16 protein-coding genes are annotated in these 18,186 nt (G+C 37.2%); 11 read left to right on the top strand and 5 right to left on the bottom strand.

Features of this window, described 5'->3' with window-relative positions; genetic code table 11:
- Both O0931_RS13450 and uvrB read right to left on the bottom strand, forming a co-directional pair.
- Positions 1–1,284, bottom strand: coding sequence for a DUF3472 domain-containing protein (locus O0931_RS13450; RefSeq protein ID WP_269416091.1), 1,284 nt, complete (start codon positions 1,282–1,284; stop codon positions 1–3).
- 62 nt (positions 1,285–1,346) lie between these two features.
- Entirely contained in the window at positions 1,347–3,392 is a 2,046-nt protein-coding gene (uvrB, locus tag O0931_RS13445; RefSeq protein ID WP_269416090.1) for an excinuclease ABC subunit UvrB, read from the bottom strand.
- A gap of 274 nt (positions 3,393–3,666) precedes the next feature.
- Between uvrB and O0931_RS13440 the strand changes: the two genes are divergently transcribed.
- Positions 3,667–4,830, top strand: a complete 1,164-nt coding sequence (locus O0931_RS13440) for an ATP-binding protein (RefSeq protein WP_269416089.1) — start codon at positions 3,667–3,669, stop codon at positions 4,828–4,830.
- 61 nt (positions 4,831–4,891) lie between these two features.
- Here the strand turns inward: O0931_RS13440 and O0931_RS13435 are convergent, their stop codons facing one another.
- Positions 4,892–7,264 (bottom strand): M1 family metallopeptidase, encoded by a 2,373-nt coding sequence (locus tag O0931_RS13435; protein ID WP_269416088.1) that lies wholly within the window; start codon positions 7,262–7,264, stop codon positions 4,892–4,894.
- A 13-nt stretch (positions 7,265–7,277) separates the two neighbouring features.
- The gene (locus tag O0931_RS13430; RefSeq protein ID WP_269416087.1) at positions 7,278–7,862 is read right to left on the bottom strand and encodes a HupE/UreJ family protein; all 585 of its coding nucleotides are present in this window, start codon (positions 7,860–7,862) and stop codon (positions 7,278–7,280) included.
- 89 nt (positions 7,863–7,951) lie between these two features.
- Here O0931_RS13430 and O0931_RS13425 point away from each other — a divergent pair, with 89 nt between their 5' ends.
- The 5 genes from O0931_RS13425 (at position 7,952) to O0931_RS13405 (ending at position 11,899) form a co-directional block, all read left to right on the top strand.
- The gene (locus tag O0931_RS13425) at positions 7,952–8,464 is read left to right on the top strand and encodes a DUF6702 family protein (protein ID WP_269416086.1); all 513 of its coding nucleotides are present in this window, start codon (positions 7,952–7,954) and stop codon (positions 8,462–8,464) included.
- Between the two features lie 155 nt (positions 8,465–8,619).
- Positions 8,620–9,879, top strand: coding sequence for a DUF7033 domain-containing protein (locus O0931_RS13420; RefSeq protein WP_269416085.1), 1,260 nt, complete (start codon positions 8,620–8,622; stop codon positions 9,877–9,879).
- A gap of 9 nt (positions 9,880–9,888) precedes the next feature.
- Positions 9,889–10,533, top strand: coding sequence for a uracil phosphoribosyltransferase (gene upp / locus O0931_RS13415; protein ID WP_269416084.1), 645 nt, complete (start codon positions 9,889–9,891; stop codon positions 10,531–10,533).
- A 130-nt stretch (positions 10,534–10,663) separates the two neighbouring features.
- Positions 10,664–11,359 (top strand): YjjG family noncanonical pyrimidine nucleotidase, encoded by a 696-nt coding sequence (locus O0931_RS13410; RefSeq protein WP_269416083.1) that lies wholly within the window; start codon positions 10,664–10,666, stop codon positions 11,357–11,359.
- Positions 11,360–11,380: 21 nt separating this feature from the next.
- Positions 11,381–11,899, top strand: a complete 519-nt coding sequence (locus tag O0931_RS13405; protein WP_269416082.1) for a DinB family protein — start codon at positions 11,381–11,383, stop codon at positions 11,897–11,899.
- Between the two features lie 17 nt (positions 11,900–11,916).
- Here the strand turns inward: O0931_RS13405 and O0931_RS13400 are convergent, their stop codons facing one another.
- Positions 11,917–12,816, bottom strand: a complete 900-nt coding sequence (locus O0931_RS13400; protein ID WP_269416081.1) for a hypothetical protein — start codon at positions 12,814–12,816, stop codon at positions 11,917–11,919.
- A gap of 109 nt (positions 12,817–12,925) precedes the next feature.
- Here O0931_RS13400 and O0931_RS13395 point away from each other — a divergent pair, with 109 nt between their 5' ends.
- From O0931_RS13395 to O0931_RS13375, 5 genes are all read left to right on the top strand, one after another.
- Positions 12,926–14,254, top strand: coding sequence for a flippase (locus O0931_RS13395; RefSeq protein ID WP_269416080.1), 1,329 nt, complete (start codon positions 12,926–12,928; stop codon positions 14,252–14,254).
- Entirely contained in the window at positions 14,251–14,898 is a 648-nt protein-coding gene (locus O0931_RS13390) for a class I SAM-dependent methyltransferase (protein WP_269416079.1), read from the top strand. Before O0931_RS13395 ends, O0931_RS13390 begins: the two co-directional genes overlap by 4 nt.
- An 18-nt stretch (positions 14,899–14,916) precedes the next feature.
- Positions 14,917–15,678: a class I SAM-dependent methyltransferase gene (locus tag O0931_RS13385; protein ID WP_269416078.1), complete on the top strand. Its 762-nt coding sequence runs from the start codon at positions 14,917–14,919 to the stop codon at positions 15,676–15,678.
- A 109-nt stretch (positions 15,679–15,787) separates the two neighbouring features.
- Positions 15,788–16,690 carry a glycosyltransferase family protein gene (locus tag O0931_RS13380; RefSeq protein WP_269416271.1) on the top strand — a complete coding sequence of 301 codons (903 nt, stop codon included), beginning with the start codon at positions 15,788–15,790 and terminating at the stop codon, positions 16,688–16,690.
- A 43-nt stretch (positions 16,691–16,733) separates the two neighbouring features.
- The gene (locus O0931_RS13375) at positions 16,734–18,185 is read left to right on the top strand and encodes an alpha-L-fucosidase (protein WP_269416077.1); all 1,452 of its coding nucleotides are present in this window, start codon (positions 16,734–16,736) and stop codon (positions 18,183–18,185) included.
- Position 18,186 lies beyond the last annotated feature (1 nt).

Genomic DNA, 18,186 nt, shown 5'->3' with positions numbered 1-18,186 from the left:
TTAAGGCAATTTAGTAAAATCTATTTCTGGTTTATTGCCCGTCAGTTTTCTTACAAAAATAGTTTTTGGATTGGTATAATGATTAAAGAATCCGCAATTCTTCAGGTAGAACGCATTATTTCTTTCACCTCCTGAAAAATCCATTCTGTAGCCTTTGTTCCCGGTATTATCAGTTGTAAACCTGGCCGAGTTCAATTCCTTCCAGTTCCCCTTATCATCACAAATCCATTGATTATTAAAAGAAACACTTCTTGTTCTATCACCCTGCTCCGGAATAAAATTCTCTAAAAAAGAATGAAATCTTTTTAGATAGGTTTGCGTTTGAGGGCGTTTAAAACTCGCGATAAGTTGCCATTTACCTAACTCAGGTGCGAAAAAGTAAGCTGTGTAAGTTGTTGTGCTATCTGATGAAGGCGTACCATGCAATAAAAATTTATAAGTATTTCCCGCTTTCCAGGGAAAATTTAAATAACTCTGCCCGCCCGAACCTTCATTCCCAAATTCCCCTGTGTGTACCTTTTCACCTTTCTTAAGCATTTTAATTTTATGTGATTCAGGAATGCTTTTCGGATCATCCGTATTAAACGGGCTCCAAACTGAAAAAAGAATATGCCTTTCATTCGGTCCGTTTACCTGCATTCCGAAATACCCTTCGCCAAAACCATTGGCCATAAAATAAGAGCCTAATAAATCTTCGCCAGCGGGAACGGTCACTTCATTATAAAACCATTCTGCATTTACATTTTCAGGCTGCTGGTAATTTAAATGTACGGATGGGCCTCTTCTGCCCCAATGGAAAAAGTTACCATCATTGTTTTTGACATAAGCGGTTTTACCTTCTAAAACAGAACCGGAAATGTTTAAACTGTTAATCGAAGGAAAATAGTTCTTAGTCTTGCTAATGGCTTTTATTTGAATCGAAACGTAGCCGGTATCCTTAATCTGCCATTCGCCAATTGTACTGTTGAAAGCTTTATCCTCATTAAAAGTAACTTTTTTCGATTGTTTATTTATTGAAAATTCTAAAGTCGCTTGCCCTTCCAATACAGGTTTTTCATCAATAGAAATAATCAGGGAACTCGGTTTAGAAATCCTGATGTAAGCTGTGAAATATTCTTTTGGGTCATTCCAGTTTACAAGGCCTTTATTTGTGATGGTTTTTCCATTATCTGCATGTCGGGAACTATATGCGTTGCCTGCAAGCGGTAAGGAAATGCTTTGAGCGGAAACATTTTTTGCAATTAAGATTGCGATGAAATAGAAAAAGACTTTCAGAGGTTTCATATTTATTTTTTTAAGATTTATGGAAGGGCTGTTTCCATATCCGATAAATCCACCTTCGTTTATTATTGTTTTCCAAATTTCTCGTTAAACATTTTTTCCAGCGCAAACATTTCATCACGTAGTTTAGCTGCCTGTAAGAAATCCATGTCTTTAGCCGCTTTCTGCATGTCTTTCCGGGTATTATCAATTGCTTTTTGCAGTTCGCCCTTACCCATATATTGTACAATCGGATCTGCTGCAATGCTGATTTCCGCATTCTCTACATAAGCCCTGGCTTTATTATCGCTTGCCTTTTGAGAAAAATCGAGTACTGAAGTTTGTTCTAAAATCGCTTCGCGGGATTTACCCACGGTTAACGGTGTTATACCATGTTCGAGGTTATAGGCAATCTGTATATCGCGGCGGCGATTGGTTTCAGAAATTGTTTTCTCCATACTATCGGTAATGCCATCAGCATACATAATTACCCGCCCTTTATCATTCCTTGCTGCACGTCCAATAGTTTGAATCAACGATTTTTCTGAACGCAGGAAACCTTCTTTATCGGCATCTAAAATAGCGACTAAAGTTACTTCCGGTAAATCCAGCCCTTCACGCAATAAGTTAATACCAACTAAAACATCGAATTCACCTAAGCGTAAGCCTCTTAATATTTCAACGCGCTCTAAGGTTTTAATTTCAGAGTGGATGTACCGGGTTTTGATGTTTAACCTATCCAGATATTTAGTTAATTCTTCGGCCATGCGTTTGGTTAAAGTGGTCACCAGAATTCGTCCGCCTTGCTTTATCGTAATATCGATTTCATCTAACAAATCATCTACCTGATTAATTGCAGGCCTGATTTCGATAACCGGATCTAATAATCCCGTAGGCCGAATCACCTGCTCCACAACAACACCTTCTGATTTTTCCAGTTCATATTCTGCCGGTGTTGCACTCACATAAATCGTTTGCGGCGCCAGTGCTTCAAACTCCGTAAAATTTAAAGGGCGGTTATCTAAAGCTGCAGGTAAGCGGAAACCATATTCAACCAAGGATAATTTACGCGATCTGTCACCACCATACATTGCCCTGATCTGGGGAACCGTAACGTGGCTTTCATCGATAACCATTAAATAGTCATCCGGAAAATAATCCAGTAAACAGAAAGGGCGCATACCTGGCGAACGGCCGTCAAAGAACCGGGAATAATTTTCAATACCTGAACAATACCCCAATTCCTTCATCATTTCGATATCAAAGTTTGTTCTTTCTTCAAGGCGCTTTGCTTCCAGCAAATGCCTGTCTGCAATGAGTTGATTCTTGCGAATCTCCAGTTCTTCCTGAATTCCCCAGATGGACTGGTTAAATCTATCTTTCGGCGTAACGAAAAGATTGGCCGGGTAAATCGCCATATCTTCAAGCTTTTCAAGCGTTTTACCTGAAACCGGGTCAATTGCAGAAAGTTCCTCAATGTCATCGCCAAAGAAAGAAATCCGGTAGGCATGATCCAAATATGCCGGGTAAATATCTACTGTATCCCCCTTAACCCGGAATGTTCCGCGTTTAAATTCTGTGGTTGTCCTTGAATATAAAATCTCGACCAGGCTGTGCAGAAAAGCATTCCTCGAAATCCTTAGTCCCACCCCAAAGCGGAAAACCATCCTCGAAAAATCTTCAGGGTTTCCCATACCATAAATACAGGAAATCGACGAAACCACAATGATATCCCGTCGTCCGCTCATTAACGAGGACGTGGTGCGTAAACGAAGTTTCTCAATTTCTTCGTTAATGCTTAAATCTTTTTCAATATAAGTATTGCTTGAAGCAATAAATGCTTCTGGCTGGTAATAATCATAGTACGAAACGAAATAATTAACCGAATTCTCGGGAAAGAAGTTTTTGAATTCGCCATATAACTGTGCCGCCAATGTCTTGTTATGGCTTAAGATGAGCGTCGGCTTTTGCGTCTGCTCGATAACATTTGCGACTGTAAATGTTTTTCCAGACCCCGTAACACCTAATAAGGTTTGATAATGTTCATTTGCATTTACACCATCTACAAGTTGTTTTATTGCACTTGGCTGATCGCCTGTTGGTTTATATGCTGAAGTAATTTTAAATTTCATCGGTTACCAAATATACGGTTTAGGCTATAAATACTAAACAGGAGAAAGTAAAGAATGTTATCTCCAATAGGGATTATTTGGGAACAACAGATGAGCAATATGGCAAAAGCAATCTAATTATTCACCGCATTTTTTTATTTTCTCAATATTTTTACGAAAGATTAGCGAGAAATAGACAACAATCAATATTGTTCTGTTTTGATTTAAACGAATATCAAGCTAGTAAATCAGAAGTTGAATTTTTGATTTACTAGGTTAATTATTATATTTGTCTATGATCATCATTAGAAAATTAGGGAAGCAATTAAAAGAACGACTAAAAAGATCGCCGGCCGTAGCCATTTTAGGACCCAGGCAAGTAGGCAAAACGACTTTGGCAAAACAACTTGAAAATGATTATATCTATCTGGATATGGAAAATCCCAGAGATATTGCCAAGTTACAAGATGCTTATACTTTTTTGGAAAACCTGCAAAATCAAACGGTAATTATTGATGAGGTACAATTGCTTCCCGAATTATTTTCATTGTTACGCCCACTTATAGATGCAAAACGAACACCTGCAAGATTTATACTCTTAGGCTCTGCATCGCCTGAATTAGTTAAAGGAGTTTCTGAAACATTAGCGGGCAGGATTTCATATAACGAACTAAGTCCTATCGGATTAACAGAGCTTCCTGATACCATAACCTATGAACAGCACTGGTTTCGGGGCGGGTTTCCCGAATCACTTTTATCAGAAAATGATGATTTGAGTAAAGAATGGATCGATGATTTTATTGTGAGTTATGTAGAAAGAGATTTAGCGAAAATGTTTGGAGTAGATTTAGCTGCAACATTATTAAGAAACTTTTGGAGTATGCTTGCCCATACAAATGGAAATTTATTTAATGCAGAATCCTTTGCAAGATCGCTTGGCGTAAGTGCACCAACTGTTAACAGATACTTAGACTTTTTAGAAGGCGGTTATTTAATCAGAAGGTTACAACCCTGGTTTGTTAATGCAAAAAAACGCCTTATAAAATCGCCAAAAATCTACATTCGCGATACCGGAATCTTACATCGATTGTTAAATATCTCAGCTTATAACGATTTATTTGGCCATCCGGCTATAGGCGCATCCTGGGAAGGCTACGTAATTGAGCAGATTTATCAACTTAAAACGAAACAAACCGAACTTTTTTTCTACCGCACCCAAACCGGAGCAGAATGCGATTTAGTTTTGGTACAAGGAATAACACCACTGGCTTGTATTGAAATCAAGTTATCAAATGCACCTACAGTTTCGAAAGGTTTTATAAATTGCACACAGGATTTAGAACCTAAATACAAATATATTATCACACCGAATAGTGAAACCTATGCATCATCAAACGAGATTACAATAACCAGCCTGAAACATTTTCTAATAAATATTTTGCCTGAAATTCAACAATAAAGGCCTCACTAATTTTAGCAAGGCCTTTATTTTAATTGTTCACCGCCAATTGAAAACTGAATTATTTACCCGCAGCTTTTTGCATTGGGTTAACACCAACCGATTGACCACGAACAGATGAAGCCGCTTTTGCCTTGAAAACCTTAAACTTGCTTTCTTTAGCCTTTCCACCCCAGGTATTGTTTGAGGTATCAATATCAGCAGTTTCTCTTAAAGGGTCAATTAAAATAGACTCTACTTCTTTATCTTTTACATAGAATTTCGAGGTTTTCAATTCATTATGCCTCCAGATTTGTGCCGGAATCCTGTCTATTTCTTTTGTACCATCCTTATAGGTAAATTCAACGATAATCGGCATTACCAGGCCACCTTTATTGCTAAAATCTAATTCGTAAAAGAATTTATTTTCATATTTCGTTTGGTCGCCTGATGCTACTGCTTCAAAAGGCATTATACCCTGAGTTTTAACAGCTGTTGCGGTATCAACCGAAACCAAACCCCTGTCATATTTATAATAGAAATCCTGGGCCGCCGGATTTTTATCCGCATAAAAACTAATCTTTTTGTCTTCACGGTTTCTGATTTTAGAAATATCCTGAAAGGCATTTACTGCAGGTTTATCAACCTTAACCATTCGTGCCCTGGCTTCAGGAATAGTTGTCGGGAAATCTGCCTTAGCAACTTTTACGGTATCTAGCGAAATATCGCAAGGTTCAGTTCCGTAGAACCAGCCTCTCCAAAACCAATCTAAATCTTCACCGCTTGCATCTTCCATGGTACGAAAAAGATCTGCCGGTTGAGGGTGTTTGAAAGCCCATCTTCTTGAATATTCTTTGAAAGCATAATCAAAAAGCGCTCTGCCCATAATGGTTTCACGTAGAATATTTAACCCGGTTGCAGGTTTTGAATACGCATTCGGACCGAAACGTGCAATGTTTTCAGAGTTAGTCATAATCGGTTCCAACTCATCTTTAGGTAACTTCATATAATCAACAATGGTATAAGCAGGGCCCTTTTTACTTGGAAAGGTATTATCCCAAAGTTCTTCAGTTAAATACTCCACAAAAGAGTTTAAGCCTTCATCCATCCAGGTCCACTGGCGCTCATCGCTGTTTACAATCATCGGGAAAAAGTTATGTCCAACTTCATGGATAATTACGCCGAGCATACCGTTTTTAGTGCTTTCGCTGTAAGTTCCATCCGCATCTGTACGGCCATAATTGAAACAAATCATCGGGTATTCCATTCCGTTTGCAGCCTCGATACTTTGCGCAACCGGGTAAGGGTAAGGAATTGTAAAATCAGAATATGTTTTAATGGTATGTGCAACTGCACGGGTAGAAAATTTGCTATACAAATTGTAAGCTTCCTTACCATAAAAACTCATACACATTACCGTGTTGTTATTGGCGGCAATTTTCTGCGGCATTGCATCCCAGATAAATTTACGGGAAGCCGTCCAGGCGAAATCGCGAACATTATTGGCCTGAAAAACCCAGGTTTTGGTTCCTGTTGCCTTTTTGCCTTCAGCCGTTTTAGCTTCAGCTAAAGTTTGTATTTCAACAGGAGCAGTTGCTGTTTTCGCTGAATTATATCTGCTTAATTGAGCTGGATTTAAAACTGCACTATAGTTAATACATTCGCCTGTTGAACCAACTAAGTGATCTGCCGGAACCGTCATTTGGACTCTGAAATCGCCAAAGGTTAAAGCGAATTCACCTCTACCGGTGAACTGGTGGTTTTGCCAGCCCTGGAAATCGCTGTAAACGCATAAACGCGGGTACCACTGCGTCATTGTGAACAGGTAGTTTCCGTCAGCCGGGAAAAATTCGTAACCTCCACGTCCGCCAACCGACATTCTATCGGTGATTTTATAATTCCAATCGATGTTGAAAATATATTTTTGCCCTGTTTTTAAAGCTACCGGCAAATCAATTCTCATCATGGTTTTATTAACCGTATAGCTTAATTTCTTACCTGCAGCATCAGTTAGTTTTAAAACATTAATACCAAAACCATTATTTGCGGTTGAGCTTAATTTATCGATGCTTTGCGTTGTACCCATTGCAGGCATTTTCGTTGCATCCTGATAGTTTGAACTTTTATCTGTGCTGTGCTCATTCTCATCCAGCTGTAACCAGATGTAGGTTAAAGGGTCCGGCGAGTTATTGGTATAAGTAACCATTTCACTTCCTGTTAAAAGCAGGTTTTTCTCATCAAGCGTACACTTAATGTTATAATCTGCACGCTGCTGCCAGTATTTTACACCGGGTGCACCGCTGGCTGTACGCTGTTCGTTTGGCGTAGGTAAAATGGTTCCTAATTGCTCAAACTTGTTTCCATGGTTACTACCGGGATTGTTTTGAATGTTTTGCGCCATTGCTAAAATGCCGGTAAAAATCATTATGCCGGTAAGCGTAAATCGTTTATTCATTGTTTATGTTCTGTTAAAATGGAATTCTTTCTAAAGCCATTTTTAAAGCCAGGCTAAATACGGCTGCTGATACAAATAACACCCAACTCGGGCGTTTAATTTTACTATAATTGAAAACGATAAATGTAATGGCTAAAATCAGGATAACCATAAAAATTTGCCCCGCTTCTAAGCCAATGTTAAATCCAAAAAGGCCCCTGCCGATGTTCTGGTCTTTGGCTAACATAATCCGTATCGAATTTGCAAAGCCCATACCGTGAATTAATCCAAAAATTAAAGCCAGATAGTAATTTATTCTAACCGATTTTAAAGCAAAATTTTTCCTGAACAAGTTACTTACCGCTGTAAAAACAATTGTACAAGGAATTAAAAATTCAACCCATTTGCTTTCGAAACGAATTACGTCAGTTACACTTAAAAACAACGTTAACGAATGCCCGATTGTAAAAGCCGTTACCAGGATTAAAACCTGTTTTAAATTTCTGTAGCTGTAAATGGCAATAAGCGCTAAAATAAATAATTGATGGTCTAGCGCATCAACACTTATAATATGTTCCCAGCCTAATTTGAAATAAAAGATAAAATCTTGTATTGGCATTATAATAAATTCGCTTTATGAACGAAGCTTTAGTATTTTTGAATCCTTAAAATTAAAGTTTTAATTTTAAAAAAGGTAAAATCATTAAAATGCATTTCTTAAATACCAAATTTGTTACCTTGTTTCTGGTCCTTGCTCTTACCGGCGCTACAAAGGAAAAGAAACATCCACTACACGTAAGTACAACTGAGGTAAATATTAATGCTAAAGAAAAAACGCTCGAAATCAGTTCAAGAATATTTAGCGACGATTTCGAAGCCATCCTGGTAAAACTTTATAAACAGAAAACCGATCTGGGTAATCCGGCGATGAAAACACAGATGGATGCCCTGGTTAAAAGATATTTGTTATCTCACCTCCAGATTAAAGCGAACGGAAAGGTTGCTGCTTTAAATTACATTGGTTTTGAAATTGACCATGAAGCCACGAATATCTATCTGGAAGCAGAAAAAATTACACCGCCAAAATCTGTTGAAGTAAGCAGTACAATTTTATACGATATGTTTGATGATCAGATGAGTATTGTTCACGTAGTGAAAGGTTCGACCAGAAAAAGCACCAAGATTTTATATCCTGACAAAAGTTTCCTCGCAAACTTTTAAATGTAATTTTTGTATTAAATATAAAAAAGGCCATTTAAAATAGTTTAATTTTATTAACGCCCTTCCCCCTGTTTTATCGTTAATGAAAAGGCAATAATTAGCAGGATAAATTGTTTGTTTCTTAGTTTACACGTTTCCAATTGTTTAAATAAAGTATGCATATAATTGTCTTTTCTCCACTTCTTACACCAAGGATTAAGTATATCTTTAATTTTATTTTTAAGGATATTTTAAAGGCTGAAGTTGAGTTTACAGGAAACAGCGTCCATTTTCTGCAAAGCGAACATGTAAAAATTAGTTACAGCGATAACCCCCTGGCTGATGAGCTGTTTTTTAAAAGTTCTCCGCTGCTCTTTTCCAACAAAGTTGAAGAACTCAAATTAAAAACAATTTCTTTCAGCGATTACCTTGTGCCTTTTCCCGTCGAAGCATCCGCACTTTCATTTGACGTATTTTCGGCCTCGTTTTTTATTTTAAGCAGATATGAAGAATACCTTCACAAAGAGAAATCTGACGCCAACTTTACAGCAAGGGACAGTACGCAATACAAATGGAAAGTTTTGAACAGACCCATAATTGATGAATGGGCATTGCTTTTGAAGAATATGATAAAGAAAAAATATCCTTCATTTAAATTCCACGAGAAGACATTTCAGCATCAACCAACGATAAACTTTACGCTTAAACCAGATATACCTTCCGGATTTTTACCTAAAACCAAGTTTATTTTTACGTCTATATTTAACAAAAAACAAAAATTTTTAAGCGGCGTTTTTGATGATTTGACCGGCCTTGGCATAAATCCTGAAGAGGTGATTACCGATTTAGGCTATCTGGAAATTAAAAGCCAGCCTGTTTACTTTATTAATTTTCCTACAGATGATAAAAACCGGTTTAGTTTCGAAAATAGCGCCTCCTTTTTAAAAGAAAAACAAATTGGCTTGTTAAGCCCATGCCTACCTGAGAAAGAAAAATCAGGAAATTTAAAGCGTGAGGTATTAAAACTTGGAAAAGTGCAAAACAGTTCAATTAATTTAAGGAGTCAGCAGTTAGACTTTTTGAAATTGCCGGCTTGTTACCTGCATTTGCTTTCTGCAGGCATTACATCGGATTATTCAATGGGTTATTCAGACGAGGTCGGTTTCAGAGCCGGGACCTGTACACCTTTTAACTGGTACGATTTACAGCTCGAAAAAGTAACGCCAATTAATGTTAAATCGTATTCAATTAGCGATACAGCAATTCATTACCAGAACGTTAACGATGCAACAAAAACCATTAAAGATTTTATTGATGCAGTAAAACTTGTAGATGGGCATTTTTATAGCAGCTGGCAACTGAAAAATTTATCAGAAAATGTTAAATTTAAAAAATGGAAGGCGGTTTTTGACGAAATATTAAAATATGCAGGCTAAATAAAAATTATGACATTCGATTTAAGCAAGACAAAATCTATCGCTAACACCTTCATCGCCGAACTGCGTGATGAAAAAATTCAAAAAGACGCCATGCGCTTCCGCAAAAATATGGAGCGATTGGGTGAGTTTTTTGCTTATGAAATTAGTAAAACATTAAAATTTACAGCCCAGGAGGTTGTAACACCACTTGGAATTTCACAATGCGATTTCTTAGAAACGCAACCTGTTTTAGCAACGATATTGCGTGCGGGCCTACCTTTACAACAAGGTTTATTAAATATTTTTGATAAGGCTGAGTGCTGTTTTATTTCAGCCTACCGCAAGGTTAAAAAGAATGGCAATTTCATTATTCAGATGGACTATATTTCAACGCCTGATTTAGAAGGTCGCGTTTTAATCATGGCTGATCCAATGCTGGCTACCGGACAAAGTATGGTTATGTGTTGTAAAGAATTAATGAACAGGTATAAGATTGCCGAATTACATATTGTAGCCGCAATTGCAAGTACAGAAGGTATTGCACATGTAAGGGCAAATTTGCCTAAAGCAAAACTTTGGTTAGGCGCTATTGATGAAGAAATGACCAGCAAATCGTACATCGTTCCGGGCTTAGGCGATGCCGGCGATTTAGCCTATGGGGAGAAAGTGTAACCAGGATTTTTAGGATTTAAGGATTGCCAGGATTTAGCCTTCCAACTTTAAAACATTTTAGTTTTCTTAAAACTGAACAACTCAGCAATTAACAATCGAACAATCTTCTACCCTTCAAACACTTAACAAATTGCAAAATAAAAAACACATATTCTTCGACCTTGACCATACCATCTGGGATTTTGACAGAAACGCAGAAGAAACATTAAACGAGCTTTATCATACCTATAACCTAAATGAATTGGGACTAAAATCCTGTGCTGATTTTATAGCAACTTATACTGAAAACAATCACCAGCTTTGGGCCGATTATCACTTAGGCAAAATCACTAAAGATTTTTTGAGGGCAGAACGATTCAGCAAAACATTTGTCCAGCTGGGCATCCATCCTGATTCGGTGCCTCATCAGTTTGAAGATGATTATGTTCGTATTTCGCCAACAAAAACAAATTTATTTGAAGGGGCAGAAAATGTTCTGTCTTATCTAAAAGAAAAATATACACTTCATATTATCTCAAACGGATTTAAAGAAACTACCCTAACCAAAATGAAGCTTTCCGGCTTAAATCCATACTTTGATAACGTTATTATTTCTGAAGATGTCGGTGTAAATAAGCCAAACCCCATGATTTTTAAGTATGCCTTAGATAAAGCTAAAGGCTTAAAAGAGGAAAGCATAATGATTGGCGATAGCTTGGAAGCAGATGTTTACGGCGCGCTAAATTTCGGCATGGAAGCAATTTTCTTTAATCCGATGAAAAAAGAAAAACCTGAAGATGTTAAAAAGGAAATTATTCATCTGGAAGAATTATTGACTTTATTTTAAGCTTAACTACTATCTTTATGTATGAATACGAGCAAAGTTAAAACTTCCCTACATCAAATTGTAAACGCTTATAAAGCAAAACTTTCTTCGTATGCGGATGATATTTTCCAAATCACGCCACCCATTAATGGCTGGAGTTATAGCGAAGTTTATTCACATATTTTTGATTCGAGTTTACTTTCATTAATTGCCCTTGAAAATGCAGCCAGGAGTAAAGGGGAGGATCAACCTACTCATTTTTCCGTAAAACTGATATTATTTTTTGGTTCACTACCCCCGGCCAAAAAATATAAAGTTCCAAAAAGATTAGCAGAAAGGGTAAAAAAAATCAGCAAAGCTGAAGCAATGGATTTCATTCTTGAATTTGAAAAAACACTGGATGAAGTATATCCCCTATTATCAGTCGCCAATTTACATTCAAAAACCAAACATCCAAGGTTGGGATATTTAAATGCAAAGCAGTGGTTAAGATTCACAGAAATCCACTTGAAACATCATTTAAAGCAATTGTTTCGCATTGAAAAAAGCTTCGGTATATAATTTTCAATAAATTAAACCTAATATTTCACGTTTGGGAAATCTGTTCTGGCTTTATTAAATTGACTTTCCATTTCTGTTGTCCAGCCAAAAGCAGTTGTTGCCTGTGCTTTTAAATTTACACCTGCTGCCCCACTCCAAAAATGTACGAATTCACCAAAATTCATATCTCTTGAATAATCTGTACCATTAGAAGGAAAATTTTGAGACAGCAAAACGAAGAATTTGTTTAAAGTCGCTGTTCCTCCATTATTGGCATAAATCGGATAAAACCAGTTTTTAAACCATTGCGTATTTGCTTTAGGAAAATTATCAACAGTAGCCATGCACTTGTTATACCATCGTTCTGCATCACCTGTCATACCCAAATTTTTATACACATCGTACTGATAAATTTCCATCCACTTACTATCGGCCCAAATTTTAAAGGCTGGAGAATTGTGTTTTCCTTTGGAAGCAAATTCTACAATGTGGCCAACTTCATGGGTTACAATATCTTTTTCATTCGCTGTAAAACCTTCCCATGCTTTAGGATCTGTCAAGCCAACATCAATTACATTCCGATTATCATGACTGGCTTCAAAATAATTTGAAGGGTGTCCTCCTCCATACTTACCGGTATGGAAAACTGCATATAATTTTTTATTCGGACCAAAATCACCGTAAACAGTTTTGGTATACTGCCAAACTTTCGTTAAATAATCATTAGGCCAGGTAATTGATTTATTTACATCCTTATCGTAAAAAACGATTAAATCATCGTTAGAAAAAACACTATTAAGTAATTGATTGTGTTCAAACCAATGCTCTTGCCAGGTTTCGGAAATTTCAGGTTCTTTAACAGCATCGCTGTCTTTTTTACAGGCCGCAAAAATTAATAGAAAAGATAAAATGCAGGGAATAATTCTGAATCGTTTCATAAGCTAATAATTAGTTGAAAATAATAACACTTTATACTTTATAAATGTTTTCTTCATAGATTAGATATAGGTTGTTCAGCGACAAACATTTTTTTACATCTTTGCGTTAATGAAATTACCCGCCATAAAAGGTTTTGATGAGGAAGCATTTAACAAGTATTTAAAAAATACGGGTTGGTTAATGTTAGCTCGAGTCGGCAGCTTGGTTATTAAAATACTTGTTGGCTTCGCGATTACCAATTATTTGGGTAAAACATTAAATGGCATTTTAAATTATCCAACGGCTTTTACAACCTTTTTTGTTGCAGCGGCAGCGCTGGGGTTAGATGGCTTTACGACTCGTGAGCTATTAAAAACACCGGAAAATAGAGACAGGTTACTGGGAACAGCATTTTGGTTGAAATTAATCGGCGGACTAATAATCATTCCATTAATTTTCATTGCTTATACGTTATGGAATGCGCATAAGCCTATTGAAACACCGCTTGTTTATGTATTAGTTGTAGGTCTTACAGGGCTAAGTCAGGCCTTCTATATTACAGATAGTTATTTTCAATCAAAAGTTCAGGCAAAATACGTGATGCGTATTCAGGTTTTTGGAAATATCCTGTCAGCGCTTATTAAGCTGGTATTTATATTCCTTCATTTGAGTATAGGATGGTTTGTTTTTGCGCTCTTTTTAGATACAATTATACTGGCAGTTGGGTACATTTATTTTTATCAATTAAAAGCAGATACAGTATTTAAATGGGTATTTGATTCCAAACTTGCCAAATACTTATTAAAACACTCCTGGCCATTAGCGTTTTCAGCAGTATTGGTTTCTATTTATATGAAAATAGACCAATTAATGGTAGAAAACTATTTAGGAACCGGAGCTTTAGGAATTTATTCTACAGTAGTTTCATTAAGTGAAAGCTGGTATTTTATTCCTGTGGCAATTGTAACTTCTGTTTTCCCGGCGATAATGAATGCAAAGCGAGATGATTCGGACCGTTACATGAAACGCTTACAAAACATGTATGATATAATGGTTTGGATAAGCTTGAGCGTTGCGATTTTCATGACATTTGCCGCTCCGATTATTTATCACATTGTGTATAAACCAGAATTCTGGGATGGTGCACATATCTTGTCTATTCACGTCTGGGCAGGGATATTTGTTTTTTTAGGAAGCGCAAGCGGTCAGTATCTTATAGCTGAAGGCTATACTAAACTGTCTATGTTACGTACCGGAATGGGTGCTTTAGTTAATATAGTATTAAATACAATCTGGATTCCAGAATACGGAATAATGGGCGCTGCATTGGCTACACTTGTTGCATACTTTACTGCCACCTTTTTTATTTTATTAGTCCCTAAAACCCGTCAACAAGGTATAATGATGTTAAAATCATTATTTTTGGTCACCGCATTTCAAAAAATATTTAAACGTTGAGTACTCTAAAAGCATTAACAACATTAATTGCGAAGCCGCACCGGCTTAAAGCATTATTATCATATGGCCACAAGGGCTATTTAAACAGCATTGGCTGGTTCACCGCTTTTGATAAGAAACAGGCGGTAGACGGAAAAGGCAAAGCGCTTCCATGGGTAACGTATTCCTTTATTGATTTTATTAAAGAAAGAATCAACAAATCCCAGCACATTTTTGAATATGGTTCAGGCAGTTCGACTATTTTTTATGCGGAAAGAGCCGGTACTGTTACTTCGGTTGAGCATGATAAGGGCTGGTTTGATAACGTTAAAAACAGCAGTCCGGCAAATGCAGAAATGATTTTTTGCCAATTGGAAAGAGATGGCGAATATGCGAAGAAAGCAACTTTACTCAATAAAAAATTCGATATCATAATTGTTGATGGGCGCGACCGGGTAAATTGCTGTAAATACAGCATAGCTGCTTTATCTGCAAATGGTGTTTTGGTTTTGGATGATAGTGAACGCGAGGTTTATAATCCCGCCAGGGTTTTATTGAAAGCGCAGGGTTTCAAAGAAATCAGTTTCAGTGGAATTTCACCGGGTTTATTTTACGAAAAAGCAACCTCGGTTTTTTACAAATCCGATAATTGTTTGGGCATTTAATTTCCAGATTTAAACTCAATGATTAGCGAAGAAGTAAAAACTGCCTACGATAACTTTTATACCAATAGCGACGTTGCCTGGCGCATGCTTGGTGCAAAGTATAAAGCCCAAAACATTGCTGACGTTTGCAAAAGTATAAAACCCAAAAAAGTATTAGAAGTTGGTGCCGGCGACGGGAGTATTCTTCATTTCCTTAACGACTGGAATTTTGCCCCCGAATTGTATGCCCTTGAAATTGCACAGAGCGGCGTTGATATTATTCAAGACAGGAAACTTACCCTTTTAAAGGAAGTACAAACTTTTGATGGCTATAAAATTCCTTATGAAGATGATGCATTTGATTTGGTAATTCTTGCCCACGTTCTGGAGCATGTAGAGCATGAAAGAATTTTGCTTCGCGAATTAAAAAGGGTTGCAAAATATATTGTTGTTGAAGTGCCAAAAGATTATCGTTTTGGTGTTGATGAACGGATGAAACACTTTTTAGATTATGGTCATATCAATATGTATACGCCGACATCTTTAAGGTTTTTATTGCAAAGTGAAGGGCTGGAGATTTTAGAAGATAAGGTTTCTATGACGGCTCCGGAGACCGTAAAATTCAACGAATTTATCAATAAAAAAGCACCGAAAACTTTTAGTAAAAATTTAAAAATTGAGCTGGAGTACCGGATTAAAAAAGCATTAGGCAATTTCCTTGGCAGAAAAAAACAGGAGCAATTTGCTAATGCATATACAGTTTTAACCCGAAAATCAGATTCAAACCTGCATATATTTTAAATTTAAATCTCAAGAAGTCGCCATCCTGAATTTATTTCAGGATATTAATAGGAAATGCTAAAATGAATTCAGCATGACTTGGCGAAAAAATGGTAAAAACCTTCTAAAAATGCAAAACCTTGCCCCAATAGCGCTTTTTGTTTACAACCGTCCGCAGCACACCAAGCGAACCATAAAGTTTTTGCAACAAAATGAGCTCGCCGCAGAAAGCAGGCTTTACATTTTTTCTGATGGAGCAAAAACACAACAGGATGAAGATAAAGTTGCTGAAGTAAGGGCAATAATCAATAATGTTGATGGCTTCAAATCAGTTAAAGTTATGGAGCGTAAAGAAAATGCAGGTCTCGCCAATTCAGTTATAGCGGGGGTAACGCAACTTATAAATGATTATGGAAAAGTAATTGTTTTTGAAGATGATTTGGTTACCTCACCACATACGCTGACTTATTTCAACGATGGTTTAAACCGTTATCAGGATGAAGAAAAAGTAATGCATATTGGTGCTTACATGTACCCTTTGCAATCAGAAAATCTTCCGCAGTCATTTTTTTACAGGGCAGCAACAAGCTGGGGCTGGGCAACCTGGGGAAGAGCCTGGAAAAACTTTGAGCCAGATATCGATATCTTGTTAAATCAATTCGATAACAAAAAGAAATCGGCTTTTGCCATCGATAATACCATGAACTTCTGGAAACAGATGCAGGAATTTAAAAATGGCAAAAACAATAGCTGGGCAATCCGCTGGTATGCTTCAATTTTTTTAAAAGGTGGCTTAACTTTAAATCCGTCGCAATCTTTAGTTAACAATATCGGGCACGACGGAACAGGTGTTCACTCGGGAATAAACGATATTTATAATGTTATCATCAATCCAAAACCAATTACTGAGTTTCCAACAGCTATCGAAGAAAACTTCAACGCTTATCAAATCATAAAAAACTTTCTTGCAAATCGTAAAGGAAATATCTGGGATAGAATTAAACGCTTCATCAACGAGAAAGTTAATAAATAAACTTAATTCATTATCCTTGTAATCAGATTCCAAATTATTAAATATGAAATGGCTAACCATAATACTTCTTTCAATTACCATCACTGTTCAGGCACAAACAGCTCCGAAACCTTACGGCGCTATTCCTTCGAAAAGGCAGCTTGCATGGCATGATATTGAAGTTTATGGATTGATTCATTTTACGCCAACCACTTTCGAAAACAAAGAATGGGGATTCGGAGATGCCAACCCGAAAACATTTAATCCTACAGATTTTAATGCCAGCCAAATTATAAAAGCCGCCAAAGCCGGTGGTTTAAAAGGCATTATCCTGGTTGCTAAACATCACGATGGTTTCGCCCTTTGGCCAACTAAAACTACAACATACAACATCACTAAAAGTCCTTTCAGAGATGGAAAAGGAGATTTAGTAAAAGAAATAGAACAGGCCGTTAGAAAAAACGGATTAAGTTTTGGCGTTTATTGCTCGCCATGGGATAGAAATAATGCCAGTTACGGAACAGACAAATACTTAGCCATTTATCAGGCGCAGCTCAGAGAACTTTACAGTAACTATGGGTCGCTTTTCATGAGCTGGCATGATGGTGCCAACGGTGGCGATGGTTATTACGGTGGTGCAAAAGAAAAGCGCTCGATTGATAATACAACTTATTACGACTGGAAAAACACCTGGGCAATTACCAGAAAAATGCAACCAATGGCGAATATTTTTAGTGATATCGGTTTAGATATTCGCTGGGTTGGTAATGAAGACGGCCATGCGGCAGAAACCAGCTGGGAAACTTTTACACCATTACCACCAGAGGGTAAAAATGTAGCTGTTCCGGGTCAGGCGAATTACCCTCAAAGTCCGATGGGCATCAGAAACGGTAAATTCTGGATGCCTGCTGAATGCGATGTGCCATTAAGAAAAGGTTGGTTTTATCACCCAACTGAAAAACCAAAAACGCCTGAAATGCTTTTCGATTTATACCTGAAAAGTGTTGGTCGTGGCGCAGGACTGGATTTAGGCTTGGCGCCCGATACCCGTGGCCGACTGCATGATGACGATGTTGCTGCCTTGAAAACATTTGGCGATATGGTTAAACATACTTTTGCAAACAATTTAGCGCAAGCTGCGCATGTTACCGCTAGCAACACTCGTGGCAACAACTATAGCGTAGCAAAACTTTTAGATAGGAACAGGAAAAGCTACTGGGCTACAACAGATAGAGTACACACCGCCAGCTTAGAAATCGACTTAAAATCTGCTAAAACTTTCGACATTATAAGTTTACAGGAATACATTCCATTGGGACAACGAATTGAGGAATACAACGTTGAGGTTTTTGAAAATAACAGCTGGAAAAAAATCTATGATAGCACGAGCATTGGCGCTAAAAGATTAATTAAATTGGAAACACCTGTTACCTCCTCTAAATTGAGATTGAATATTACCAAATCCCCAGTATGTATTACCTTAAGTGAACTAGGAATTTATAAGAAAACAGAATAGG

Origin of the sequence: Pedobacter rhodius, assembly GCF_027213645.1 — a bacterium.
In the GTDB taxonomy this organism is placed as follows: Bacteria; Bacteroidota; Bacteroidia; order Sphingobacteriales; family Sphingobacteriaceae; genus Pedobacter; species Pedobacter rhodius.
Note: the sequence above shows the minus strand (reverse complement) of the source record. Positions and strands in the feature narration are given on the sequence as shown.